22 protein-coding genes and 1 pseudogene are annotated in these 25,396 nt (G+C 57.2%); 13 read left to right on the top strand and 10 right to left on the bottom strand.

What is annotated here, in order from left to right:
• Together C1Y42_RS09375 and xthA are read left to right on the top strand one after the other, a co-directional pair.
• Positions 1-108, top strand: a pseudogene (locus C1Y42_RS09375) (IS110 family transposase); the annotation flags it as partial.
• Between the two features lie 305 nt (positions 109-413).
• Entirely contained in the window at positions 414-1,220 is an 807-nt protein-coding gene (gene xthA, locus C1Y42_RS09370) for an exodeoxyribonuclease III (protein ID WP_058781841.1), read from the top strand.
• Positions 1,221-1,253: 33 nt separating this feature from the next.
• Here xthA and C1Y42_RS09365 read toward each other — a convergent pair whose 3' ends face one another.
• From C1Y42_RS09365 to C1Y42_RS09350, 4 genes are all read right to left on the bottom strand, one after another.
• On the bottom strand, positions 1,254-1,550 hold the full coding sequence (locus C1Y42_RS09365; RefSeq protein WP_021510070.1) for a YnjH family protein: 297 nt from the start codon (positions 1,548-1,550) through the stop codon (positions 1,254-1,256).
• The gene (locus C1Y42_RS09360) at positions 1,550-3,472 is read right to left on the bottom strand and encodes a DNA topoisomerase III (protein WP_104093248.1); all 1,923 of its coding nucleotides are present in this window, start codon (positions 3,470-3,472) and stop codon (positions 1,550-1,552) included. The genes C1Y42_RS09365 and C1Y42_RS09360 overlap by 1 nt, the downstream gene beginning before the upstream one ends.
• 21 nt (positions 3,473-3,493) lie before the next feature.
• A complete protein-coding gene (selD, locus tag C1Y42_RS09355) occupies positions 3,494-4,537 on the bottom strand; it encodes a selenide, water dikinase SelD (protein WP_104093247.1) in 1,044 nt (347 codons plus the stop codon).
• A gap of 153 nt (positions 4,538-4,690) precedes the next feature.
• Positions 4,691-5,242, bottom strand: coding sequence for an NAD(P)H nitroreductase (locus C1Y42_RS09350; protein WP_058774609.1), 552 nt, complete (start codon positions 5,240-5,242; stop codon positions 4,691-4,693).
• Between the two features lie 171 nt (positions 5,243-5,413).
• On the opposite strand from C1Y42_RS09350, the gene sppA reads away from it, so the two are divergent.
• The 3 genes from sppA (at position 5,414) to pncA (ending at position 8,994) form a co-directional block, all read left to right on the top strand.
• Positions 5,414-7,270: a signal peptide peptidase SppA gene (gene sppA / locus C1Y42_RS09345; RefSeq protein ID WP_058781814.1), complete on the top strand. Its 1,857-nt coding sequence runs from the start codon at positions 5,414-5,416 to the stop codon at positions 7,268-7,270.
• A gap of 85 nt (positions 7,271-7,355) precedes the next feature.
• Complete coding sequence (ansA, locus tag C1Y42_RS09340; protein WP_058757717.1) at positions 7,356-8,369, top strand: asparaginase; 1,014 nt, start codon at positions 7,356-7,358, stop codon at positions 8,367-8,369.
• A 16-nt stretch (positions 8,370-8,385) separates the two neighbouring features.
• On the top strand, positions 8,386-8,994 hold the full coding sequence (gene pncA, locus C1Y42_RS09335) for a bifunctional nicotinamidase/pyrazinamidase (RefSeq protein WP_031280213.1): 609 nt from the start codon (positions 8,386-8,388) through the stop codon (positions 8,992-8,994).
• Between the two features lie 35 nt (positions 8,995-9,029).
• On the opposite strand, the gene C1Y42_RS09330 is transcribed toward pncA, so the two are convergent.
• Positions 9,030-9,311, bottom strand: coding sequence for a YeaC family protein (locus tag C1Y42_RS09330; RefSeq protein WP_031280212.1), 282 nt, complete (start codon positions 9,309-9,311; stop codon positions 9,030-9,032).
• Between the two features lie 2 nt (positions 9,312-9,313).
• Positions 9,314-9,724 carry a peptide-methionine (R)-S-oxide reductase MsrB gene (gene msrB, locus C1Y42_RS09325; RefSeq protein ID WP_021510062.1) on the bottom strand — a complete coding sequence of 137 codons (411 nt, stop codon included), beginning with the start codon at positions 9,722-9,724 and terminating at the stop codon, positions 9,314-9,316.
• Between the two features lie 338 nt (positions 9,725-10,062).
• Between msrB and gapA the strand changes: the two genes are divergently transcribed.
• Together gapA and C1Y42_RS09315 are read left to right on the top strand one after the other, a co-directional pair.
• On the top strand, positions 10,063-11,061 hold the full coding sequence (gapA, locus tag C1Y42_RS09320) for a glyceraldehyde-3-phosphate dehydrogenase (RefSeq protein ID WP_021510061.1): 999 nt from the start codon (positions 10,063-10,065) through the stop codon (positions 11,059-11,061).
• Between the two features lie 74 nt (positions 11,062-11,135).
• On the top strand, positions 11,136-12,011 hold the full coding sequence (locus tag C1Y42_RS09315; RefSeq protein WP_058771253.1) for a D-hexose-6-phosphate mutarotase: 876 nt from the start codon (positions 11,136-11,138) through the stop codon (positions 12,009-12,011).
• 24 nt (positions 12,012-12,035) lie between these two features.
• Here the strand turns inward: C1Y42_RS09315 and C1Y42_RS09310 are convergent, their stop codons facing one another.
• Complete coding sequence (locus C1Y42_RS09310) at positions 12,036-12,884, bottom strand: aldo/keto reductase (RefSeq protein ID WP_104093246.1); 849 nt, start codon at positions 12,882-12,884, stop codon at positions 12,036-12,038.
• A gap of 83 nt (positions 12,885-12,967) precedes the next feature.
• Positions 12,968-13,717 carry a MipA/OmpV family protein gene (locus C1Y42_RS09305; protein ID WP_058774604.1) on the bottom strand — a complete coding sequence of 250 codons (750 nt, stop codon included), beginning with the start codon at positions 13,715-13,717 and terminating at the stop codon, positions 12,968-12,970.
• Positions 13,718-14,126: 409 nt separating this feature from the next.
• On the opposite strand from C1Y42_RS09305, the gene yeaG reads away from it, so the two are divergent.
• From yeaG to C1Y42_RS09275, 6 genes are all read left to right on the top strand, one after another.
• Positions 14,127-16,061 (top strand): protein kinase YeaG, encoded by a 1,935-nt coding sequence (gene yeaG, locus C1Y42_RS09300; RefSeq protein WP_021510057.1) that lies wholly within the window; start codon positions 14,127-14,129, stop codon positions 16,059-16,061.
• A gap of 90 nt (positions 16,062-16,151) precedes the next feature.
• The gene (locus C1Y42_RS09295) at positions 16,152-17,426 is read left to right on the top strand and encodes a YeaH/YhbH family protein (protein ID WP_058757723.1); all 1,275 of its coding nucleotides are present in this window, start codon (positions 16,152-16,154) and stop codon (positions 17,424-17,426) included.
• Positions 17,427-17,657: 231 nt separating this feature from the next.
• Positions 17,658-19,385, top strand: a complete 1,728-nt coding sequence (locus C1Y42_RS09290) for a potassium/proton antiporter (RefSeq protein WP_021510055.1) — start codon at positions 17,658-17,660, stop codon at positions 19,383-19,385.
• 75 nt (positions 19,386-19,460) lie between these two features.
• Positions 19,461-19,694, top strand: a complete 234-nt coding sequence (locus C1Y42_RS09285; protein WP_104093260.1) for a DUF1480 family protein — start codon at positions 19,461-19,463, stop codon at positions 19,692-19,694.
• A 378-nt stretch (positions 19,695-20,072) separates the two neighbouring features.
• On the top strand, positions 20,073-21,539 hold the full coding sequence (wbaP, locus tag C1Y42_RS09280; protein WP_058757724.1) for an undecaprenyl-phosphate galactose phosphotransferase WbaP: 1,467 nt from the start codon (positions 20,073-20,075) through the stop codon (positions 21,537-21,539).
• Positions 21,540-21,659: 120 nt separating this feature from the next.
• Entirely contained in the window at positions 21,660-22,853 is a 1,194-nt protein-coding gene (locus tag C1Y42_RS09275) for a multidrug effflux MFS transporter (protein ID WP_104093245.1), read from the top strand.
• Here the strand turns inward: C1Y42_RS09275 and dadX are convergent.
• The gene (gene dadX, locus C1Y42_RS09270; RefSeq protein ID WP_104093244.1) at positions 22,846-23,916 is read right to left on the bottom strand and encodes a catabolic alanine racemase DadX; all 1,071 of its coding nucleotides are present in this window, start codon (positions 23,914-23,916) and stop codon (positions 22,846-22,848) included. The genes C1Y42_RS09275 and dadX overlap by 8 nt on opposite strands.
• A gap of 21 nt (positions 23,917-23,937) precedes the next feature.
• Positions 23,938-25,239: a D-amino acid dehydrogenase gene (locus tag C1Y42_RS09265; protein ID WP_104093243.1), complete on the bottom strand. Its 1,302-nt coding sequence runs from the start codon at positions 25,237-25,239 to the stop codon at positions 23,938-23,940.
• Positions 25,240-25,396 lie beyond the last annotated feature (157 nt).

The raw sequence follows: 25,396 nt of genomic DNA, 5'->3' as shown, positions 1-25,396 counted from the left end.
ACGGGAAAAGTCGTGGTGTGCGCGGCGATGAAGAAGCTGCTGCAGCTGGCTTATGGCGTGCTGAAATCGGGTCGTCCGTTCGATGCCGAAATATGTCTTGCCAGGTAACCGGCAAGACGGTATCTACAGTGATACGGACTCAAGTGTTACCCATGTGGCCGGTTTATATTCTCATCGTCCCAGTTGTCGCCCGGATTGTAGGGTGCGCATTAATGCGCACCTGGAGGTTCACGCAAACGCCCCCAGCTGAACGCCACCGCCTGCCTCAGCCCGCTCTCCAGCGTCTCCCACCACAAATCACCTGCGTGCGGCCTCTCGCTCTTATCGGCACGCTCTTATGACGCAAGCCATGACTTTTGCCGCAAACCTGGTTACCATCGCCGCAACCTTTTGCGACGAAAAATGGCAGCGAAATGAAATTTGTCTCTTTTAACATCAACGGTTTGCGCGCACGCCCTCATCAGCTGGCGGCGCTGGTTGAACAGCATCAACCGGATGTCATCGGCCTGCAGGAAACTAAAGTGCACGATGATATGTTCCCGCTGGAAGAGGTCAGCAAGCTGGGTTACAACGTGTTTTATCACGGCCAGAAAGGCCATTACGGCGTGGCGCTGTTGACCAAGACGCAGCCGGTGGCAGTTCGACGCGGTTTTCCTGATGACGGCGAAGATTCCCAGCGACGTCTGATCATGGCAGAAATTCCCAGCCCGATTGGCGATATCACCGTCATCAACGGTTACTTCCCGCAGGGGGAAAGCCGTGACCATCCCATCAAGTTCCCGGCCAAAGAGAAGTTTTATCGCGACCTGCAAAGCTATCTTGAGCAGCAACTGGCGGCCGACAAGCCGGTGCTGATCATGGGCGATATGAACATCAGCAGTACCGACCTGGACATTGGTATTGGTGAAGAGAACCGCAAGCGCTGGCTGCGCACCGGCAAATGCTCTTTCCTGCCGGAAGAGCGCGAGTGGATGGACCGGTTGCTGCAGTGGGGACTGGTCGATACGTGGCGTGAGAAAAACCCGGAAACCGCCGATCGCTTCTCGTGGTTCGACTATCGCTCAAAAGGATTTGATGACAACCGCGGTCTGCGCATCGATCTGCTGCTGGCCAGCCCACCGCTGGCATCACGCTGCATCGACAGCGGCATCGACTACAACATTCGCAGTATGGACAAACCGTCCGATCACGCGCCGGTGTGGTCCAGCTTCAAGCTGTAACTGAACAGCGTGGCGCCTGCGCGCCACGCCCGCTTACTTAATGATTTTCCAAATCAGCGGATTGGTGCCCAGCACTTTTTCGTCACGCGCACACTGCAGCAGTACGCCTTCCGCTTTCACCACTGCGCCTTCGGAGTAGCTGCGGTTTTCATAGATACAGCACTGCAGGCAGTTGTTCTGCTGGCGATTCTGCCCCTGGGTCCACACTTCCGGCGGCATATCCACCACCACATCGGTATTGCCCATTCGCGCGGGCTCCGGCTGGCGATTAGCCAGCGCGGCATGGCTGCACAGCAGCAGCCCACTCAGCAACAGCGTTGCGTAACGCATTATTCCGTCTCCTTCGTTTTGCGCCGGGGCGTTTTGCCTTTACTGCGCGTCTTCGCTCCGGTCGCGGCTAATCCACGAAAAGCCTGCAGCGACGGCCTCTGGCGCGCCTCACCGATCAGTCCGATCAAGGTACTGACCAGCGGCTGCATAAACTCATCATAGCGACAGGCTTTTTCACTGATGCGGGTAAGCGTTGACTCCCAGTGCGCCGTCATATCCGGCCGCGCGGCCATCTCAGGTAACGCATGAATCAGCGCCCTGCCCGCCTCGGTTGAGTGAATATAGCGACCTTTTTTCACCAGAAATGTACGGCGGAACAGCAATTCTATGATGCCGGCACGCGTCGCTTCCGTTCCTAAACCATCGGTCGCACGCAGCACTTTCTTTAATTCTTTATCCTGCACAAAGCGGGCAATACCGGTCATGGCCGACAGCAGCGTGGCGTCGGTGAACGGCCGCGGCGGCTGAGTCTGCTTCGCCAGCACCTCACCACGCTCACACAGCAGCTCATCGCCTTTACTCACCACCGGCAGCGGCGTGCCGTCATTCTCTTCATCGCACTCTTTGCTGCCCAGCAGCGCACGCCAGCCGGCTTCAGCGAGAAAACGCGCTTTGGCAACGAACCTGCCACCGCCGATATCGAGGTCGATGACGCATTTGCGAAATACCGCGTCGGGACAAAACTGCATCAGATACTGGCGCGCAATCAGACCGTAAATATTGGCTTCATTGTCGCTCAGGTTCACCTTGCTGGCGCGCGCCGTAGGAACGATGGCATGGTGCGCATCCACTTTTTTATCGTCCCAGCAGCGATTTTTCTGATCCGCATTGAAATCCGCCGGCAGCGATACGTCCGGCTGATGCGCCTGAATGGCGTTCAGCACCGCATGACGTCCGGCAAAATGTTCGTCCGGCAGATAGCGGCTGTCCGAACGCGGATACGTGATCAGCTTATGGGTTTCATACAAACGCTGACAGCAGTCCAGGACCGTCTGGGCACTCAGGCCAAAACGCTTCGCCGCCTCGATTTGCAGGCTGGAGAGGGAAAACGGCAGCGGCGCCGTTTCTGACTCCCGCTTATCGTTGTAGCCGGTAACCCACGCCGGTTTGCCGTTGATACGTTCAAGCACGTGGTCAGCGAGAGGACGATGCAACAAACGGCCCTCGTCATCCTGCCACGGTTCACAGGCATCGCTGGGGATCCAGCTGGCAACGAAGCGCTCCTCTTTCGGGGTGACAATGTGCGCTTTAACTTCGAAGTAATCCTTCGGCACAAAGTTTTCGATCTCTTCATCGCGCCTCACCACCAGTCCCAGCACCGGCGTCTGTACGCGTCCCACCGAGAGCACGCCGTCGTAACCGGCGTTGCGGCCCAGCAGCGTCCAGGCGCGCGTCATGTTGATGCCATACAGCCAGTCAGCGCGCGCCCGGGCCAGCGCCGAGACGCACAGCGGAATGAATTCACGGTTCTCGCGCAGACGGCTCACCGCGCGCTCGACCGCCGCAGGGTTGAGGTCATTAATCAGGCAGCGCTGCACCTGCTGGCGCTTTTCAGCCGGCAGCTGCAGATAATCGAGCACTTCGTCGACCAGCAGTTGTCCTTCGCGATCCGGGTCACCGGCGTGCACCACCACGCTGGCCTGCTGCAGTAAACCCTCGATCACTTTGAGCTGCTTCGCCACCGACGGGCGCGGCTGCAGGCGCCATTTGTCCGGGATGATGGGTAAATCCGCCAGATTCCAGCGCGCATAGCGGCTGTCATAGCTGTCAGGCTGCGCCTGCTCCAGCAGATGCCCGACACACCAGGTCACAACCTGGTCATTACCACAGGCAATATAGCCGTCGCCACGTCGATGCGGTTTGGGTAGCACATCGGCGATGGCGCGTGCCAGACTGGGTTTTTCAGCAATAAACAAACGCATGAATGGCGTCGTTCCTTTACGTCAGGTGACTACAGTAATCAGTGGATGGGCGTGGTCGGCCGGCAGTAGCGAGCCAATTGCCGTGGCCTCAACGCCAGCCTGCGCGGCGCACGCGCGAAACGCCGCAATAGCGTCAGGCTGTACCGCCACCAGCAGTCCGCCGGAAGTTTGCGGATCGCACAGCAGTGCGCGCGTGGCCCCATCCATGGCAGAAATGTGCTCGCCGTAGCTGGCGAAGTTGCGGCTGGTGCCGCCCGGCACCGCGCCGGCCGCAATGTACTGGTCCACGCCGGGCAGACGCGGTACCTGTGCGGCCTGCACGTGCGCGCGCAGGCCGGAGCCCAGACAGATTTCACTCAGATGCCCCAGCAGACCAAAGCCGGTGACATCGGTCATGGCGCTGACGCCGGGCAGTTTAGCAAATTCCGCCCCTGCGCTATTGAGCTGGCACATCACCTGCGCCGCCAGCGTCTGATGCTCCGCACGCAGCAGCCCTTTTTTCTCTGCGGTAGTCAGAATACCGATGCCGAGCGGTTTGGTGAGAAACAGCTCGCAGCCCGCCTGCGCGGCGCTGTTCTTTTTTACGCGCGCCACGTCAACGATGCCGGTAACGGCAAGGCCAAAAATCGGCTCCGGTGCATCGATTGAGTGGCCACCCGCCAGCGTGATGCCGGCCGCCTGGCAGGCCGCGCGACCGCCTTCAATCACCTGCTGTGCCACTTTCGCGTCCAGCACATTAACCGGCCAGCCGAGAATAGCGATAGCCATGATCGGTTTGCCGCCCATGGCGTAAATATCACTGATGGCGTTAGTGGCCGCGATACGGCCAAAGGTGTGCGGATCGTCAACGATGGGCATAAAGAAGTCAGTGGTGCTGACCACCGCCGTGCCGTTGCCAAGATCGTACACGGCAGCATCGTCACGGGTTTCATTGCCGACCAGCAGTCGCGGATCGTGAAAGGCAGCCAGTTCGCTGTGCAGAATGGTCTCAAGCACCTGAGGTGAAATTTTACAGCCGCAGCCAGCGCCGTGGCTGTATTGCGTCAAACGAAGTGGTTCGCTCATGGCGGGTTCCTTGTGCGCTGAACAGAGAGGGCTATGTTAGCCTGGCTGCCCGCTGCTGGTAAGCGCTGTCGCCGCTAAGCGCGATCTTTCGCACAGCGACTGTGCAATCAGTGTCGTTGCATGCACCTTGCCGCAGAAACCCGCTGCTGTCTGTCAGAAATAACTGACAAACGCCTCGCTGTCGGGCGCAACCACGGTGGTATTGGCTTTCAGCTGCGGCGTACCGAGGTAGAGGAAACCCACAATCGCATCCTGTTCGCGGCAGCCAAAGGCGGCGCGTACCTGCGGATGATCGGTCCATGGCCCGCTGCGCCAGATGCCGTTAAAGCCCTGCGCGACGGCCGCCATTTGCATCGCCATCACCGCGCAGCCAGCGGACACGACCTGCTCCCAGCGCGGCACTTTGGCGGAGGCTTCGCAGTGCGCGACAACGGTAATGATCATCGGCGCGCGGAACGGCGACGTCCGGGCCTTCTCAATGGCTTTGTCATCCAGCTGGCTGTCGCGTGCGGCCTGCTCCAGCAGATGGCTGAAGCGTTCGCGCCCCTCATTTTCAATAATGATGAAGCGCCACGGCTGCAGCGTGCCGTGATCCGGTGCGCGCATACCCGCGTGCAGAATATTCTGCAGCACCTCACCGGCCGGTGCCGGCTCGGTCAGGCGCGACGCCGAACGACGGTTTACCAGTAATTCGAGTGCATCCATCTTGATTCTCCCGTGATTAACAAAGCGTGGGCTAATCCTGGCACAGCGCGATCTTTTGTAACAGTCTGGCGCGATTTCCTGCTGACTTTTCGCACGCTGCTCTTTAGGATGAACCCGACATCGGGGCAGACCGCATACCGGCTGCCCTGGCTACGTGAATATGGAGAGTTTATGCGCACATTGTGGCGAATTATTGCTGGCCTGTTCCGCTGGAGCTGGCGGGTGCTGAATTTTATCCGGGAATTTATCCTGAATCTGTTCCTGATTGTGTTAATTCTGGCCGGCGTCGGCATCTGGCTGCAGTTATCCAGCGCCAGCAGCAGTGAACCAGTGCAGCAGGGTGCGCTGAAAGTCGATCTGAGCGGCGTGCTGGTGGACAAACCGTCGGTCAGCAATCGTCTGAGCCGTATCAGCCGCCAGCTGCTGGGTGCCAGCAGCGATCGTTTGCAGGAAAATTCGTTGTTTGATGTGGTCGATGCCATTCGTCAGGCAAAGAGCGATAAAAATATCACCGGCATGGTGCTGGATCTGCGCGATTTTGCCGGCGGCGATCAGCCTTCGCTGCAGTACGTGGGTAAGGCGCTGCGCGAATTCCGCGACGCGGGCAAACCCATTTTTGCCCTCGGCGACAGCTATAGCCAGGCGCAATACTATCTCGCCAGCTACGCCACGAAGGTCTATCTGTCGCCGCAGGGCACGGTAGATCTGCACGGTTTCGCCACCAACGGCCTGTATTACAAATCCCTGCTGGATAAGCTGAAAGTCAGCTCACACGTGTTCCGTGTCGGCACCTATAAGTCCGCGGTTGAACCTTTCCTGCGCGATGATATGTCGCCGGAAGCGCGCGATGCTGATGGCCGCTGGGTCGGCCAGCTGTGGCAGAACTACCTCAACACGGTGTCCGCCAACCGGCAAATCACGCCGCAGCAGCTGTTCCCGGGGGCGGCGGGCATCATCAGCGGCCTGCAGGCCGTTCAGGGCGATACCGCTAAATATGCCCTGGATAACAAACTGGTGGATGTGCTGGATTCGCGCGCTGCCGCCGATCGCGAGCTGGTGAAAACCTTTGGCTGGGATAAAGCCAGCAATGACTACCGCAACGTCAGCATCTATGACTACAACGTCAAACAACCGACGCAGCAGGATGGCAACATTGCGGTGATTCTCGCCAGCGGCGCCATCATGGACGGCGAAGAGAGCGCCGGCAACGTCGGTGGCGACACCACCGCTGCGCAAATCCGTGACGCCCGCCTCGACGACAAAATCAAAGCCATCGTGTTGCGCGTCAACAGCCCGGGCGGCAGCGTAACGGCCTCTGAGGCCATCCGCGAAGAGCTGGCGGCGGCGCACGATGCCGGCAAGCCGGTGGTGGTGTCGATGGGCGGCATGGCGGCATCGGGCGGCTACTGGATCTCCACGCCGGCCGACTACATCGTTGCTGCGCCGAGCACCCTGACCGGGTCGATCGGCATCTTCGGCGTGATCAATACGGTGGAGAACAGCCTGAGCAGCATCGGCGTGCACAGCGATGGCGTTGCCACCTCGCCGCTGGCGGATGTGTCTACCACCAAAGCGCTGCCGACTGAAGTGCAGCAGCTGATGCAGCTGACCATTGAAAATGGTTATCGCAACTTTGTCGGTCTGGTGGCGGCGTCACGCCATAAAACGCCACAGCAGATTGATGCCATTGCGCAGGGTCACGTCTGGACCGGTAGCGATGCCAAAGCCAACGGGCTGGTGGATGCGCTGGGCGACTTCGACGATGCGGTAGCCAAAGCCGCCGAGCTGGCGAAGGTCGCGAAACCTGAACTGAGCTGGTATCAGGACGATCCGGGGATGATCGACCTGCTGCTTAACCAGATGAATGCGTCGGCGCAGGCCGTGCTGCCGGCCGCGCTGAAAGTGTGGCTGCCGGCACCGGTCAGCGAAGTGATGGGCGCGCTGCAGGCGCAGCCGGGCCTGATGAATAATCTCAACGATCCGCAAAACCGTTACGCGTTCTGCCTGACCTGCGGCAACGTACGCTAATCTTTACAGCCCGGCCGCTGGTCGGGCTGCTTTTCCCCGCTAATCCCCTTATACTGCGCGTTTTACGGCAAGTCTGAGTCCATTCATGCAAAAGAAAAATATCTATGTAGCCTACACGGGCGGGACCATCGGTATGCAACGCTCCGCGCAGGGTTACATTCCGGTCTCTGGCCATCTGCAGCAGCAGCTGGCGATGATGCCAGAGTTTCACCGTCCGGAAATGCCGGATTTTACCATCCACGAATACCACCCGCTGATTGACTCCTCGGATATGACGCCGCAGGACTGGCAGTCAATCGCTGACGACATCCAGCTGAACTACGATCGCTATGACGGTTTCGTCATTCTGCATGGCACCGATACCATGGCGTTCACCGCGTCGGCGCTGTCGTTCATGCTGGAGAACCTGGCCAAGCCGGTGATCGTCACCGGGTCGCAGATCCCGCTGGCCGAGCTGCGCTCAGACGGTCAGCAGAACCTGCTGAACTCGCTGTACGTCGCGGCCAACTATCCGATTAATGAAGTGGCGCTGTTCTTCAACAACACGCTGTTCCGCGGTAACCGCACCACCAAAGCCCACGCCGACGGCTTTAATGCGTTTGCGTCACCTAACCTGTCGCCGCTGCTGGAAGCGGGCATCCATATTCGCCGTCTCAATACGCCGCCGGCACCGCGCGGCAGCGGTGAGCTGATCGTCCATCCGATCACGCCTCAGCCGATTGGCGTGGTGACGATTTATCCGGGCATCTCTGCCGACGTGGTGCGCAATTTCCTGCGTCAGCCGGTCAAAGCGCTGATTCTGCGCTCTTACGGTGTGGGCAACGCGCCACAAAACGCCGAGTTTCTTGCCGAACTGCAGCAGGCCAGCGAGCGCGGCATTGTGGTGGTGAACCTGACGCAGTGCATGTCCGGCAAGGTCAACATGGGCGGTTATGCCACCGGCAACGCACTGGAACACGCCGGCGTGATCAGTGGTTTTGATCTCACCGTCGAGGCCACCCTGACTAAACTGCACTTTTTGTTAAGCCAGAACCTCACCAGCGCTGAAATTCGTGCCAAAATGCAGCAGAATTTACGTGGCGAACTGACCGAAGACTGATACGGAGCAAAATCCCATGAAGCGGGCATTGATAATCATCGATATTCAGAACGATTTTTGCCCCGGCGGCCCGATGGCCGTGCGTGAAGGTGACCAGACGGTTGCCGTTGCTAATCGCTATGCACGCGAATTCCGCGCGCGCGGTGAATGCGTGGTGGCGTTGCAGGACTGGCATCCGGCCAATCACGGCAGCTTTGCCTCGGTCTCTGGCGAGCCGGTGTATACCCTCGGTGAACTGAATGGCCTGGCGCAGATCTGGTGGCCGGATCACGGCGTGCAGCACTCACAGGGCGCGGATTTCCATCCGGATCTCGATCGCAGTCTGATTGATGCGGTGTTCCATAAAGGCGGCGATGTGGATGTGGATAGCTACAGCGCCTTTTTCGATAACGGGCACCGCCGCAAAACCGAGCTCGACAGCTGGCTGCGCGAGCGCGGCATTACTCACCTGGTGATGCTCGGCCTGGCGACCGATTACTGCGTCAAGTACAGCGTGCTGGATGCGCTGGAACTGGGATATCACGTTGAGGTGGTGCAGGAAGGCTGCCGTGGCGTCAATCTCAATCCGGACGACAGCGAGATCGCGATCGCGCAGATGCAGGCGCAGGGTGCGGTCATTATCTGAAAATCAGGGCTGGAACTCTCCAGCCCTGCAGCCGGTTAATGCAGGTTGATGCGCGTCACGTCGGACTCGATTCCCCACTCTTCCTTCAGCTGTTTTTTCGACTTCATCACCATCTCGCCGCCTTTACCAATGGTCATGTGCTGCGGTTCGTCGTTATGGCGCGCCTGCCACAGCATCACCAGCTGCAGGCAGTTATCTTTCTGATCCTGCGTCAGCGCCACGCCGTCTGGCCACTTGCCGGTTTCCACCGCGCTGGCGAGGCGATCGTAGACTTCCGGCGTCATCGCCGCCAGCATTGCTTCCAGTTCCTGCTTCATGCTCAGCCCTCGTGCTGATTGCCCTGCTCGTCGGTAAAGTTCAGCGACGCTGAGTTGACACAATAGCGCTCACCGGTTGGCTGCGGGCCATCCGGGAAGACGTGGCCCAGATGGGCGTCGCAGTTACCGCAGCGGATTTCGACGCGGTGCATACCGTGCGAGTCATCTTCCAGATAGCGGATAGCTTCATCGTTATACGGCTGGTAAAAGCTCGGCCAGCCGCAGCCGGAGTCATACTTGGTTTCGGAGAGAAACAGCGGTGCGTTGCAGACCAGGCAGTGATAGATACCCTCCTGCTTGTTGTGCAACAGCGCGCCGGTGAAAGGCGGTTCGGTTCCACGATGCTGAGTGACGTAGCGCTGCATTTCCGACAGCTGGGCAATTTTTGCCTCGGGTGCGGTGTCTTTAGCCATTTTGAGTTCCGGAGTGTCATTCTGTAAAAATCGTCTAGTATTCTAACAAACGAACAACATCTTCCGGGTCTTTTTTCGTGCGGATGCTTTTGCCCCGACCAGCACTGCGCAATTTTGTGATGACGATCACTCTTTGCAACAGTCATCCCTTTTTAGTCTGCATTCGGCGTAAGATAGGTGCGCAATAAGGGCGCTGCGCAAGCGTTTGCGCACCCAATTATTCCTGGCGCTGGAATTGACCTGTCGCAACAATTGACACGATTCCGCTTGACGCCTGGTAAGGTTTTTGTAATTTTACAGCCAACCTTTTATTCACTAACAAATAGCTGGTGGAATATATGACTATCAAAGTAGGTATCAACGGTTTTGGCCGTATCGGTCGCATCGTTTTCCGTGCTGCTCAGCAGCGTTCTGACATCGAAATCGTCGCGATCAACGACCTGCTCGACGCCGATTACATGGCTTACATGCTGAAGTATGACTCTACACACGGTCGTTTCGACGGCACCGTAGAAGTGAAAGATGGCGCGCTGATCGTTAACGGTAAAAAAATCCGTGTTACCGCTGAGAAAGACCCGGCTAACCTGAAATGGGACGAAGTGGGCGTTGACGTTGTTGCTGAAGCAACCGGTATCTTCCTGACCGACGAAACCGCACGTAAACACATCACTGCCGGCGCGAAGAAAGTGGTTCTGACTGGCCCGTCTAAAGATGACACCCCAATGTTCGTTCGTGGTGCCAACTTCGACAAATATGCCGGCCAGGACATCGTGTCTAACGCTTCCTGCACCACCAACTGCCTGGCACCGCTGGCTAAAGTGATCAACGACAAGTTCGGTATCGTTGAAGGTCTGATGACCACTGTTCACGCCACCACCGCCACCCAGAAAACCGTTGATGGCCCGTCTCACAAAGACTGGCGCGGCGGCCGCGGTGCAGCACAGAACATTATCCCATCTTCAACTGGCGCAGCGAAAGCAGTAGGTAAAGTTCTGCCAGAGCTGAACGGTAAACTGACCGGTATGGCGTTCCGCGTACCGACGCCAAACGTGTCTGTGGTTGACCTGACCGTCCGTCTGGAAAAACCAGCGTCTTACAAAGACATCTGTGCAGCCATCAAAGCCGCTGCTGAAGGTGACATGAAAGACGTGCTGGGCTACATCGAAGACGACGTGGTTTCTACCGACTTCAACGGCGAAACCCTGACTTCCGTGTTCGACGCGAAAGCCGGTATCGCTCTGAACGACAACTTTGTGAAACTGGTTTCCTGGTACGATAACGAAACCGGTTACTCCAACAAGGTTCTGGATCTGATTGCACTGGTTGCTGCTAAGTAAGCTAACCGGCTAAACAGACAAGGGGTGACTTCGGTCGCCCCTTTTTTTTCGATTGGATGAGAGAAGGTCTGACAATGCACAATTCGCTCTTTAACTTGCCCGTGGTGACGCAGATCACCCCTTACCTGTCGCAGCGTCAGATGGGTGAATTATCGATTCTGGTGATCAGCCATCCGAAAGTGCGCGCCGCCATTGCCCTGCAGGGTGCGCACCTACTGGCATGGCAACCGGCCGGTCAGCAGCCCGCCATCTGGCTCAGCGACAAGACGCCATTCGTCAGCGGAAAAGCCATTCGCGGCGGCGTGCCGGTCTGCTGGCCGTGGTTTGGTCCGGCAGGTGAACCTGCGCATGGCTTTGCCCGCAATCAGCCGTGGACGCTGACGGCGCATGATGAGAACGAAGATGCGGTCATGCTGACGTTCACGCTGGAAAGTAATGCACAAACGAAAAAACTGTGGCCGCACGACTTCACACTGCTGGCGCGCTTCCGCATTGCTGAACACTGTGAGATTGAGCTGGAAGCCTGGGGCGATTATGAAGCCACTGCCGCGCTGCACAGCTATTTTCAGGTGGCGGACATTGCGCAGGTTGAAGTCAGCGGGCTCGGCAACAGCTACATCGATAAGGTGCAGGACAGTGCCATCGGCAGCGCAGCGGACGGGAAACAAACTTATCCCGATCGGGTTGATCGCATTCATACCGCAGCGGAAGACTGCAGCGTGATCCACGATCGCGCCGGTAAACGCCAGATTGAAGTCTATCACCATTATCAAAGTGACGTTGTCACCTGGAATCCTGGCCCGGCACTGTCCTGCAGCATGGCCGATATGCCTAATGATGGTTATAAAACCATGGTATGCGTGGAGACGGCGCGGATTAGCAAACCGATGAAAAGTGCCGGAGAAACCCCTGCCCGCCTTGGCGTCACGCTGAGAATCCGCAATAAGTAATGCTGAACGGCGCGCACGCGCCGTTTACACCACATCCAGCGCCAGTTTATGCTGCGGCGGCGGAAAGGCGCGATCCAGCAGCGCCAGCTCATCGCTGGTCAGGATGATATTCAGGGCCGCCGCATTCTCCTGCACGTGCGCCACGCTGCCCGCCTTGGGAATGGCCATTACGCCCGGCTGGCGAATCACCCAGCTCAACAGCAACTGAGCGATGCTGATGCCCTTCTGTTGTGCAATCTGCTGCAAAGTCGCATCGTCAAACAGCGCCTGACGCAGCCGTCCGGCCTGCGCCAGCGGACAGTAAGCCATGACGGGCGTATGGTGCTGCTGACAGAGCGGCAGTAAATCGAATTCAATACCGCGTGAAGCCAGATGGTACAGCACCTGATTAGTCGCGCAGCCCATCCCTCCGGCTTCACTCCACAGCTCCTGCAGATCGTCGCTATCAAAATTGGAGACGCCCCAGTGGCGGATTTTGCCCTGCTGCTGCAGCGTTTGCATGGCGCGCACGGTCTCCTCCAGCGGCACATTACCGCGCCAGTGCAGCAGATAAAGATCGAGATAGTCCGTCTGCAGACGGCGCAGACTGCGCTCACAGGCGTCAATCGCATCGACCTCACCGGCGTTCCACGGGTAAACTTTTGATACCAGCCAGGCTTGATCGCGCCGTCCGCGCAGCGCAGCGCCGACCACCTCTTCCGCGCCGCCTTCGGCATACATCTCAGCGGTATCGATCAGTTTCAGTCCGGCGTCCAGTCCAGCCTGCAGCGCAGCGATTTCCTGCGCCCGCTGTGCCGGATTCTCGCCCATATACCAGGTGCCCTGGCCGATAGCCGGTAACGGCGTATCCTCATTGAACTGAATTGTCTTCATCTCACCTCCCGTTGCGCCATTACGGGGCGCAATATTGGTGCAGGGTAACAAAAACGCCTCATTATGAGGCGTTCGTGCGGTCATCAGAAGCTGTAGCTGACGCCGGTCCACAGCGTAAACTGACCGTCTTTATCTACCATTGGACTGTCTTTAATTTCGCTGGCGAAACGGGTGTAACGGCCTGACAGGCTGGCGTTCCAGCTCTCACTGATCTGGTAGCTGGCGTTCATCTCGACGTAAGGCGACCAGCTGTCGTCCGGGTGATAGCGATCGATGCCGGTACGCGCGCTTTCGTGGCCGGAAACGCCGTAGTAATAGCGGTTTTGGTTGGCACTGTTCCACATTGCGCCAATGCCCGGTGTCAGGCTGAACGCGCCGAAATCAAAGCGGTACAGGTAGGTCAGGTCCCAGATCATGCCGTTGCTGTTATTCAGCACATCGCCCAGCAGCGCGGTACGCACAATTCCCCAGTCAGCAACGTGACGATAAGTCGCGCCGGCCATCAGCGTCATGCGACGCTTGTCCAGCCCTTTCATATCGCCCAGATCGTTATCTTTCGGGTCATACTGCTGCGGCGAGCCCAGCAGCGTTAACGACAGCTGATTCTGCGGGTCTTTCCACAGGTAATAACCGCCCTGCAGGCTGCGGAACCAAAAGTTTTCCCCCTCATAATTGATGACCGGGATCGGCAGATAACGGTCCTGGCCGCCGCGGTACGGCGACTGGGCATAAATAACCGAAGCCCCAAGTGACACGGGTTCAGCGTAAGTGCTGAACGCCGCAAAATAGCAAGGACACATCAGAGCAAGCGCCTTAAGTTTGAAATGGTTCACAATTTATTCATTCCATTAATATAACAATCACACGCAGAGTCTAACCAAATTTTGCCACTGGTTTAACTTTTAATGTTGATTTCCTTTTTATCCTGTCAGAAGTGTCTGAGACGCAGCGCACCTGTTGCCGCAAGGGCGTGACGGCCTTAGCGCTTATGAGACTTTGTTATTGATATATCGCTAAATAAGGAGAAAAGACGGAGCAATTTTTCTGATTGCCTTCTACAGTAAAAGTAAGACGAGAATTTTTTGTACGAGCAGAGTAACCATAAGAATTGTGAATCCCGATAAAAAATCGTCAGGTTGGCATAAGGGTTGCTGTACTCAATAAAGAATATCTTCCGGGAGCTGCAAGAGCATCTTATTACGCTCCTTTACCTGTGCTAAAAACGAAAGGACGGGCATCGCTATGAATATATTCGATCACTATCGTCAGCGTTATGAAGCTGCCAAGGACGAAGAGTTCACACTGCAGGAATTCCTCACCATCTGTAAGCAGGATCGCAGTGCATACGCCAACGCGGCAGAACGACTATTGATGGCCATCGGTGAGCCTGTGATGGTCGATACTGCCCAGGAGCCTCGCCTTTCCCGTATCTTCTCGAACCGCGTCATCGGACGCTACCCGGCCTTTGAAGAGTTTTACGGTATGGAGGAAGCGATTGAGCAGATCGTCTCCTACCTGAAACACGCCGCACAGGGGCTGGAGGAGAAGAAACAGATTCTGTACCTGCTCGGCCCGGTGGGCGGCGGTAAATCCTCGCTGGCCGAACGACTTAAAGCGCTGATGCAGCGCGTGCCAATCTATGTGCTGAGTGCCGACGGTGAACGCAGCCCGGTCAATGACCATCCGCTGTGCCTGTTTAATCCGCAGGAAGACGCCAATATTCTGGAAAAAGAGTACGGCGTACCGCGGCGTTACCTCGGCACCATCATGTCGCCGTGGGCGGCAAAACGGTTGCATGACTTTGGCGGCGACATCACCCGCTTCAAAGTGGTGAAAGTGTGGCCGTCGATTCTGGAACAGCTGGCTATCGCCAAAACCGAACCGGGTGATGAGAACAACCAGGATATTTCAGCGCTGGTGGGTAAAGTGGATATCCGTAAGCTGGAAAACCACGCGCAGAACGATCCGGATGCCTACGGCTATTCAGGTGCGCTGTGCCGCGCCAACCAGGGCATCATGGAATTCGTGGAGATGTTCAAAGCACCCATTAAAGTGCTGCATCCGCTGCTGACCGCCACTCAGGAAGGTAACTATAACGGTACCGAAGGGATTTCCGCCCTGCCGTTTAACGGCATCATTCTGGCGCACTCCAACGAATCAGAGTGGGTGACATTCCGTAACAACAAAAACAACGAAGCTTTCCTTGACCGCGTATACATCGTGAAGGTGCCATACTGCCTGCGCGTGTCCGAGGAGATCAAAATTTATGAAAAACTGCTCAACCACAGTGAGCTAACCACCGCGCCTTGCGCACCCGGCACGCTGGAAACGCTGGCACGTTTCTCGATTCTGTCGCGCCTGAAAGAGCCAGAAAACTCCAGCATCTACTCGAAGATGCGCGTCTATGACGGTGAAAGCCTTAAAGACACCGATCCGAAAGCGAAATCGTGGCAGGAGTATCACGATTACGCCGGGGTGGATGAAGGCATGAACGGCCTGTCGACCCGCTTCGCATTTAAGATTCTGTCACGCGTGTTTAACTTCGACCATGCCGAAGTAGCGGCTAACCCGGTACACCTGTTTTACGTGCTGGAGCAGCAGATCGAGCGCGAGCAGTTCCCGCAGGATCAGGCGGAGAAGTATCTGGAACACCTGAAAGGCTATCTGATTCCGAAATATGCGGAGTTCATTGGCAAAGAGATTCAGACCGCTTACCTCGAATCCTATTCGGAGTATGGTCAGAACATCTTCGACCGCTACGTCACTTACGCGGATTTCTGGATTCAGGATCAGGAGTACCGCGATCCGGATACCGGCCAGCTGTTTGATCGTGAATCACTCAATGCCGAGCTGGAAAAGATCGAGAAACCTGCCGGGATCAGTAACCCGAAAGATTTCCGTAACGAGATTGTCAACTTTGTGCTGCGCGCACGAGCGCAGAATAACGGACGCAATCCAAACTGGACCAGCTACGAAAAACTGCGCACGGTGATCGAGAAGAAAATGTTCTCCAACACCGAGGAGTTGTTGCCGGTGATTTCGTTCAACACCAAAACATCCACGGACGAACAGAAAAAACACGACGATTTTGTCGATCGCATGATGGAAAAAGGCTATACCCGCAAGCAGGTGCGTCTGCTGTGTGAATGGTATCTGCGCGTGCGCAAATCGTCATAATCGACAGCGGTAAGCTGCGCGGCATCCACATGCCGCCTGAGGAGGCCGGACCCGTTCCGGCCTGGCTTACAGCGTAGTTTGGGGGAATTTATGGCCTATTTCATCGATCGGCGTCTTAACGGCAAGAATAAAAGTGCGGTCAACCGGCAGCGCTTTTTGCGCCGTTATAAGTCGCAAATCAAACAGTCGATCTCCGAGGCCATCAACAAGCGTTCGGTCACCGACGTGGAAAGTGGCGAATCGGTGTCGATTCCTATCGACGACATCAACGAGCCGATTTTCCATCAGGGGCGCGGCGGCAGTCGTCATCGCGTGCATCCGGGGAACGACCACTTTGTGCAAAACGACCGCATTGAGCGGCCGCAGGGCGGCGGTGGTGGCGGCAGCGGTCAGGGCAATGCCAGCCAGGACGGAGAAGGTCAGGACGAGTTCGTGTTTCAGATATCGAAGGATGAGTACCTCGATCTGCTGTTTGAAGACTTAGCGCTGCCTAACCTGCGCAAAAATCAGCATCGCCAGCTCAATGAGTACAAAACTCACCGCGCGGGCTTCACCTCGAATGGCGTGCCGGCCAATATCAGCGTGGTGCGCTCGCTGCAAAACTCGCTGGCGCGAAGAACCGCCATGACCGCAGGCAAGCGTCGTATGCTGCACGAACTTGAAGCCACACTGAGCGAAGTCGAAAACAGCGAGCCGGCGCAACTGCTGGAAGAGGAGCGGCTGCGTAAAGAGATTGCTGAACTGCGGGCGCGCATTGAGCGCGTGCCGTTTATCGACACCTTTGACCTGCGTTACAAGAATTTCGAGAAGCGGCCTGAACCGTCCAGCCAGGCGGTCATGTTCTGTCTGATGGACGTTTCCGGTTCGATGGACCAGGCGACCAAGGATATGGCGAAACGCTTCTATATCCTGCTCTATCTGTTCCTTAGCCGGACTTACAAAAACGTCGATGTGGTGTATATCCGCCACCATACTCAGGCAAAAGAAGTCGATGAACAGGAGTTCTTCTACTCGCAGGAGACCGGCGGCACTATCGTCTCCAGCGCGCTTAAGCTAATGGACGAAGTGGTGAAAGAGCGTTATGACCCGTCGCAGTGGAATATCTATGCGGCGCAGGCCTCGGACGGCGATAACTGGGCGGATGACTCACCGTTGTGTCATGAAATTCTGGCGAAGCATATTCTGCCGGTGGTGCGCTACTACAGCTACATTGAGATTACCCGACGGGCGCACCAAACCCTGTGGCGCGAGTATGAGCATCTGCAGGCGATGTTTGATAACTTTGCCATTCAGCACATCCGTGAGCCGGAAGACATCTACCCGGTATTTCGTGAGCTTTTCCATAAACAGGTCGCTGAAGCCTGAGTTTACCAGCCGGTCACCGACCGGCTTTTTCTTTCCCCCGCCCGGCTTAACCCCTCTGAAAACCCTGCTGTTTTTCTGTGCGGATTTAACCTTCTATGGGATAGCGCGCCACAGAATGAAAAAATGTGCAATTAACCGCTGACAAGCTATTGATAAGGCATTATCTTTTCACCTTGTCTGTGTGAATTGCCCGCAATTTGCTTTTTTATGCCCCGCCGCAGGAGAACGCCGTTGAATGCCAGCATGATTTACAGTTTGTTCATTATTGGTTCCGTGCTGGTCGCAGCAAGTATTCTGCTGAGTTCCTTCTCGTCGCGTCTCGGTATCCCGATTCTGGTGATCTTCCTGGCGCTGGGGATGCTGACCGGCGTGGACGGCATCGGCGGTATTGCCTTTGATAACTATCCGGTGGCCTATCTGGTGTCCAACCTGGCGCTGGCGATTATTCTGCTCGACGGCGGCATGCGCACCAAGGCCAGCTCGTTCAAGGTGGCGCTTGGTCCGGCGCTGTCGCTGGCCACCGTTGGCGTGATGATTACCGCCGGCCTCACCGGTCTGGCTGCCGCCTGGCTGTTTAAGCTCGATCTGATGCAGGGCTTCCTGATTGGCGCCATTATCGGCTCAACCGACGCCGCAGCGGTGTTTTCACTGCTGGGCGACAAAGGGCTTAACGAGCGCGTCAGTTCCACGCTGGAGATTGAATCAGGCAGCAACGATCCAATGGCGGTGTTTCTTACCATTACGCTAATCGACATGATCCAGCAGGGGCAGAGCGGCCTGAGCTGGATGTTTGTGGTGCATCTGGTGCAGCAGTTCGGCCTGGGCATTGTGCTCGGACTGGGCGGCGGCTGGGCGCTGCAGCAACTGATCAACCGCATCAGCCTGGCACAAGGGCTCTATCCGCTGCTGGCGCTGAGCGGCGGCATCATTGTGTTTGCCCTGACCACAGTGATGGAAGGCAGCGGCATTCTGGCGGTCTACCTGTGTGGTTTCCTGCTGGGCAACAGCCCGATTCGTAACCGCCACGGCATTCTGCAAACTTTCGACGGTATGGCCTGGCTGAGCCAGATTGGTATGTTTATCGTGCTTGGCCTGCTGGTGACGCCGTCTGACCTGTGGCATATCGCGCTGCCGGCGATGATTCTCTCACTGTGGCTGATTCTGGTGGCGCGTCCGCTGTCGATTCTGGTCGGGCTGCTGCCGTTTAAAGGCTTTACCGGACGTGAACGCATCTTTATCAGCTGGGTAGGCCTGCGCGGTGCGGTGCCGATTATCCTCGCGGTGTTCCCGATGATGGCCGGGCTGGAGAATTCAAAACTCTACTTCAATATCGCCTTCTTCGTGGTTCTGGTATCTCTGATGCTGCAGGGCACGTCGCTGGGCTATGCCGCTAAACGGGCTAAGGTGGTGGTACCGCCGACCGCATCGCCCATCAGCCGCGTCGGGCTGGATATCCATCCGGAAAATCCGTGGGAGCAGTTTGTTTATCAGCTCAGCGCCGACAAATGGTGCGTTGGCGCCGCGCTGCGCGATTTGCAAATGCCGCGCGAAACGCGCATTGCCGCCCTGTTCCGCGATAACGCGCTGATGCACCCCAACGGCAATACGCGTCTGAAAGAGGGTGACGTGCTGTGCGTTATTGGCCGCGAGCGCGATTTGCCGGCGCTGGGCAAAATGTTCAGCCAGACGCCGCCGGTGGCGCTGGATCAGCGCTTCTTTGGTGACTTTATCCTTGATGCCGAGGCGCGCCTGCGCGATGTCGCGCAGATCTACGGCCTGGAGCTCGATGAAGAGACCAACGATCAGCAGTCGCTCGGCCAGTTGATTATGGGTCTGCTCGGCAGCACGCCAGTGGTGGGAGATCAGGTCGAGTGGAACCAGCTGACGTGGACGGTGGCGGAAAAAGAGGATAACCAAATCGTCAAAATCGGGGTGCGCGTGCGGGAAGAGAAGGAATAATCTGAGGCCGTATCGCTCGTAAACTGCGTGTCAGCGTCTATGATCACTATTCCACCCAGCAAACGGGAGAAGATGATGGGACACGTGGTGAAGATTGGTCGTTACGAGATCGTCGATGCAGTAATGGATGCGGAGAAGCTGGATACCGTCGGCATCCCCTGCCATACCAACCCCGGCCTGAGTTATCAGCTCGACGGCTGGGATCATGAAACCAGCGTACCGGCGTGGATTGATGGCGAACCGGTTGATCTGCAAATCGGCCACTATGACAAGCAGCAAGACCGCTGGGTATTGAAAAAACCGGCCTGATATTTTCCTCACCGCCATTCACTTTGACTGGCGGTCATTCCGAAAAGTAGTCTTAAAATAGTCTGTTATTTCATGGCACCTTTTACTTTTATTATTATTTTTCAATAAATTAGCTGACCTGTACTTTAATCAAATATTGTTTTTTCAGACTCTTTCCATATTAACTCTGTCAAATAACTCCTGCATACTCTTAAACGTTGCTGCAGCTTTTCGTGACGTAAATCACGTCTCAAACGGCCCTTTCCATGCAGCGCTTATGGCAGCACTGACTCATATCTCGCTGAATATTATTTTATTTCTGCTTTCAGCGGACGACTCCTGAGCGCGTACTTGATTCTGGTCAGGCCATCTTTTACTTAAGAAAAGAGAGCAGGTTTTATGGCAAGTACATTGGTAATGAACGATGCAACCCGCTCGTGGAGCGGACTGCGCAAAAATCTCATCGCGAAAGTGGCACTCAGCTTTTCGGATTTAATTGCACTGAACCTGGCATTATTTTTATCCGCGGCCACCGTCCAGGGTATTTGGGGAGAACTGGACAGTTTTATTCCGCCGCAGCAAATTGAATACCGCTTTGTCGCACAGTTAGGTCTGTCAGTGCTGTGCACAGCCTGGTTCTGGGTGCGTATGCGCCACTATACCTACCGCAAACCGTTCTGGTTTGAGCTGAAAGAAATTGTCAAAACGCTGTTTGTGTTTTCGCTGCTGGATCTGGCGCTGATTGCCTTTTCCAAATGGGACTTCTCGCGCATGGTGTGGGTGTTTAGCTGGACCTATGCCCTGCTGCTGCTGCCGCTGATGCGCGCCGGCGTGAAGCGTGCCATCAATCGCGCTGGCCAGTGGCAGAAAGAGACCATTATCATCGGCTCCGGTAAAAACGCCATGGAAGCCTACGCAGCGCTGCAGAGCGAGGAGATTCTGGGCTATAACGTGCAGGCGTTTATCTCGCTGGATGATGAGCCTCACCAGGAAAGTGTTAACGGCGTGCCGGTTATTACCTGGAAAGACATCAACTGGCAAACCATGGACCGTGACAACACGCAATTTATCGTCGCCACCGAATTTGAACAGCAGGTGGTGCGCGATAAATGGCTGAAGTTTCTGTCCAAGATGAAATGCCGCTCAATTTCGGTTATCCCTACGCTGCGCGGTGTGCCGCTGTATGGCACCGATATGTCGTTTATCTTCAGCCATGAAGTGATGATCCTGCGCGTCAGTAACAACCTGGCGAAACGCTCCTCGCGTTTCCTCAAGCGCACATTCGACGTGGTGGTTGCCTCATTGCTGCTGCTGTTTCTTGCCCCGGTGTTCGGTCTGCTGTGCTGGATGGTGAAGCGCGATGGCGGGAATGCCATTTACGGCCACGAACGCGTCGGTCAGGATGGCGTGAAGTTTAAGTGCCTGAAGTTCCGTTCAATGGTGACCAACTCACAGGAAGTGCTGCAGAATCTGCTGGCCACCAGTGCCGAAGCGCGCGCTGAGTGGGATCGTGATTTCAAACTGAAGAATGATCCGCGCATCACCAAAATCGGTGGCTTCCTGCGCAAAACCAGCCTGGATGAACTGCCCCAGCTGTGGAACGTGATTCGTGGCGAAATGAGTCTGGTGGGACCGCGTCCGGTGATTGAAGCCGAGCTGGAACGCTACGCGGGCGATGTTGACTACTATCTGATGGCCAAACCGGGCATGACCGGTCTGTGGCAGGTCAGCGGGCGTAACGATATCGACTACGACACGCGCGTCTATTTTGACTCCTGGTACGTGAAGAACTGGGCGCTGTGGACTGACATCGCCATCCTGTTCAAAACCGCTGGCGTGGTGTTGCGCCGCGACGGTGCTTACTGATACCCTCGACGCGATGTCTGCGCTGTGCCGGCAGACATCGCCTTTTCGTTTTAGCCCTTTCTTTTTGGCCGCAGACTCATTACCCTTCTCGCCTGTTTAACAGGACGTTACTGGTTCGTAATGCAAAAGTTTACCCTACTCCTTTTGAGCCTGGTGCTGCTGGCACCGCTGGGCATCGATCTCTACCTCCCCACGCTGCCGCAGATTGCCGACGGTCTTAACAGCCCGGTCAGTCTGATCCAGACCACCATTCCGCTGTTTTTGCTGGTGATGGGTATCGGTCAGCTGGTTACTGGTCCGCTGGTGGATAATTTTGGCCGTAAGCCGATCGCGCTGATCGGCCTCGCGCTCTACATCATCGGCAGCGCAGTGGCCGCAACCGCCACCGTCTGGCCGGTGTTCTTCCTGGCGCGCCTGATTCAGGGCTGTGCGGTATGCTGTAGTGCGGTGGTGGCATTTAGCGGCGTGCGCGATCGGCTGAGCGGCGATGCCGCGGCGCGGGCTTATGGTTTCCTCAATGGCGCGCTGAACATCGTGCCAGCGCTGGCACCGCTGCTCGGCGGTATTCTGGCGGAAGCCTATGGCTGGCGTGCGCCCTTCTGGTTCCTGTGCGGCTATGCGCTGGTGATTTCCGTTATTGTGGTGGTCGCACTGCCGGAAACGCGTCCGGCGGACACGCTGCGCGTTAAAGGGCTGCCGCTGGCGCAGTATGCTGCCATCGCCCGGCAGCCGCGCTTTCTCGCTTTCGCCTTTGCCAACGCGGGCGCGCTCGGCATGGTGCTGACCTACGTTTCGCTGGCACCGCACGTGTTGATGACCGAAGGTGGCCTGACGCCGCTGCAATTCTCCTTTGCCTTTGGCGCCAACGGTTTCTGGATCATGCTGGTGAGTGCCTTCGTCAATAAAACCATTCGTAAAGCGGGCCGCCCGTTTTGTCTCGCCATGGGGTTTGTCACCATGCTGCTCGGTGCGCTGCTGCTGGTGGCGGGGATGGCGCTGTTACCTGCGGCCTGGCAAACCCACTGGTCGCTGTACATGATTCCGGTGGCGATCTCGGTGGCCGGCCTGGCCTTCACCGTCGGTCCGGCCACCAGTTATGCGCTGGAGCCGTATCAGCAGCAGGCGGGTGTGGCGGCGGCACTGCAGGGATTTATTCAGATGGCGGGCGGTGCGGGTGGCAGCCTGGCGATGGTGGCGCTGCCGGTGGCGGAGAAATCAGCGTTAGCGCTGATGATGCTGGTGGGTGCAGCGCTGGCGCTGATCGCCTGGCGCTGCAGTAAGAACATGCGTGGTTCAGTGACGGCGCTTAACTAAGCGTGACCGGGACGCGCGGCGCGAGTGCACACATCAGCTCGTAGCCTACCGTTCCGGCGGCTTTCGCTACCTCATCAATTTTCACCTCGTTGCCCCACAGCTCCACGCGCGAACCGATACCCGCCTGCGGGCAGGGTTCGAGGTCAATCATCATCATATCCATCGAGATCGCCCCAAGCGTTTGCGTGCGGATGCCGTCAACGCTGACCGGCGTACCGGTCGGCGCATGGCGCGGATAGCCGTCAGCATAGCCACAGGCCACAATACCGATACGCTGTGGCGCGGCCGCGTAGTAGCGATAACCGTAGCCAACGCCCTCGCCGGCACCGATCTGCTGTATGCCAATAATTTCACTGCTGAGCGTCATTACCGGCTGCAGACCGGTACTGGCGATATCCTGCCAGTCGCCGCTCGGTGACGCGCCGTAGAGAATAATGCCGGGCCGCACCCAGTCAAAATGCGCCTGCGGATGCCACAGCGTGGTCGCTGAGTTGGCAAGCGAACGCGGACAGTTCAGCCCTTCCGCCGCCTGTTCCACGCGCTGCATCGGTTCCACCAGCCCCTGCGGGTTTTCCGCATCGGCAAAGTGCGCCATCAGCGTCATTTCCCCCACGTTGGGCAACGCACGCAGCTTGTGCCAGGCCGCCTGCGCCTGTTCCGGACGAAAACCGAGACGGTTCATGCCGCTGTTGATCTTCAGATAAACATCGACTGGCGCCGACAGCTGCGCCTTCGCCAGCGCCTGAATCTGCCAGTTACTATGTACGCTGGTGGTCAGGCGATAGCGATCGATCAGCGTCAGGTCATCGGCGTGAAAGAAGCCTTCCAGCAGCAGAATTGGCTTTTTCCAGCCCTGCTCGCGCAGCAGGATCGCCTCTTCCATATTCAGCAGCGCGAAACCGTCGGTCTCCGCCAGACTCTGCCATACGCGGGCAATGCCGTGGCCGTAGGCATTGGCCTTCACCACCGACCAGACGCGCGCGTGCGGTGCCGCCTGACGCACAATCGCCAGATTGTGGCGCAGCGCCTGTTGATTAATGGTGGCACCCGTAGGACGTGACATGTTTTTACTCTCCCTGAAGTATCAGCGCGTCGCGCTGGCATTACGCAGCGGCGATGCCGGGGCCACAAAGCCCGGCAGATAACGCAGCACCGACAAGTCGTCGGCGGCGATGGCCGGTTTACGTCCCGAAATCAGATCGGCCAGCAACTGGCCGGAACCACAGGCCATCGTCCAGCCCAGCGTACCGTGCCCGGTGTTCAGCCAGAGATTGGTCAGCGGCGTGCGCCCGACAATTGGCGTGCCATCCGGCGTCATCGGGCGCAGTCCGGTCCAGAACGTAGCCTGTTCAACATACCCGCCTTCAGGATAGAGATCGCGGACCACCATCTCCAGTGTTTCACGTCGTGCCGGCAACAGTTTGGTGTTAAAACCAACGATTTCGGCCATGCCACCGACGCGAATGCGGTCATCGAAGCGTGTCACCGCCACTTTATAGGTCTCATCCAGAATGGTGGAAACCGGCGCGCCCTGCGGATCTTTGATCGGGATAGTAAGGGAATAGCCTTTCAGCGGATAGACCGGAATCGACACGATGTCTTTCAGCAGCGCCGTGGAGTAGGAGCCAAACGCCACGACGTAAGCATCGGCTTTGATGACCTCATCGCCGCACTTCACGCCATAGATGCGATTGCCTTCGCGCAACAGCTGATCCACCGACGTGTCATAACGGAAAGTGACACCGGCGGCGGCTGCCATCGCCGCCAGACGCTGGGTAAACAGCTGGCAGTCACCGGTTTCGTCATTCGGCAGGCGCAGGCCGCCGGTCAGCTTGTGCGCGGTACCCGCCAGCGCCGGCTCCACACTGTGCAGCTGATGCGCTTCCAGCAGCTCATAAGGCACACCCGCTTCACGCAGCACCGCGATGTCTTTGCTGGCGCTGTCAAACTGTTGCTGCGTGCGGAACAGCTGCAATGTGCCGCCCTGGCGCCCTTCATAGGCGATGCCGGTGCTGCTGCGCAGTGCCTTCAGGCAGTCGCGGCTGTATTCGGCGATGCGCACCATACGGCCTTTGTTTTCCTGGTAGTGACGCATGTCGCAGTTGCGCAGCATGTTCCACATCCACTCCAGCTGGAATTTGCTGCCGTCGAGTCGCACCGCCAGCGGCGCGTGTTTCTGAAACATCCACTTTACCGCCTTGAGCGGCACACCGGGCGCCGCCCAGGGTGCCGCATAGCCGGGCGAAATCTGCCCGGCATTGCCGGCACTGGTTTCCAGCGCCGCGCCGGGCTGGCGATCGATTACGGTGACGTCATGCCCCGCCTGCGCCAGATACCACGCACTGGCTACCCCTACGACACCACTACCCAGAATGACTACGCGCATAAGCCCCTCATCGCGAAAAGCATAATTAACTGGTATCACCATCGGGTTTAGCATAACCCGATGGCTGAACTGATATTACATTCGACCCTTTCATTTCACATGTTTTTCACTTAACTGCACACTGAAATCATGCGGTCGCGCCAAAATCAGAGTTTTT

It is taken from the genome of Pantoea sp. ICBG 985, from assembly GCF_002928365.1.
Lineage (GTDB): Bacteria > Pseudomonadota > Gammaproteobacteria > Enterobacterales > Enterobacteriaceae > Pantoea > Pantoea dispersa.
This window is presented reverse-complemented; position numbering and strand designations above follow the sequence as displayed.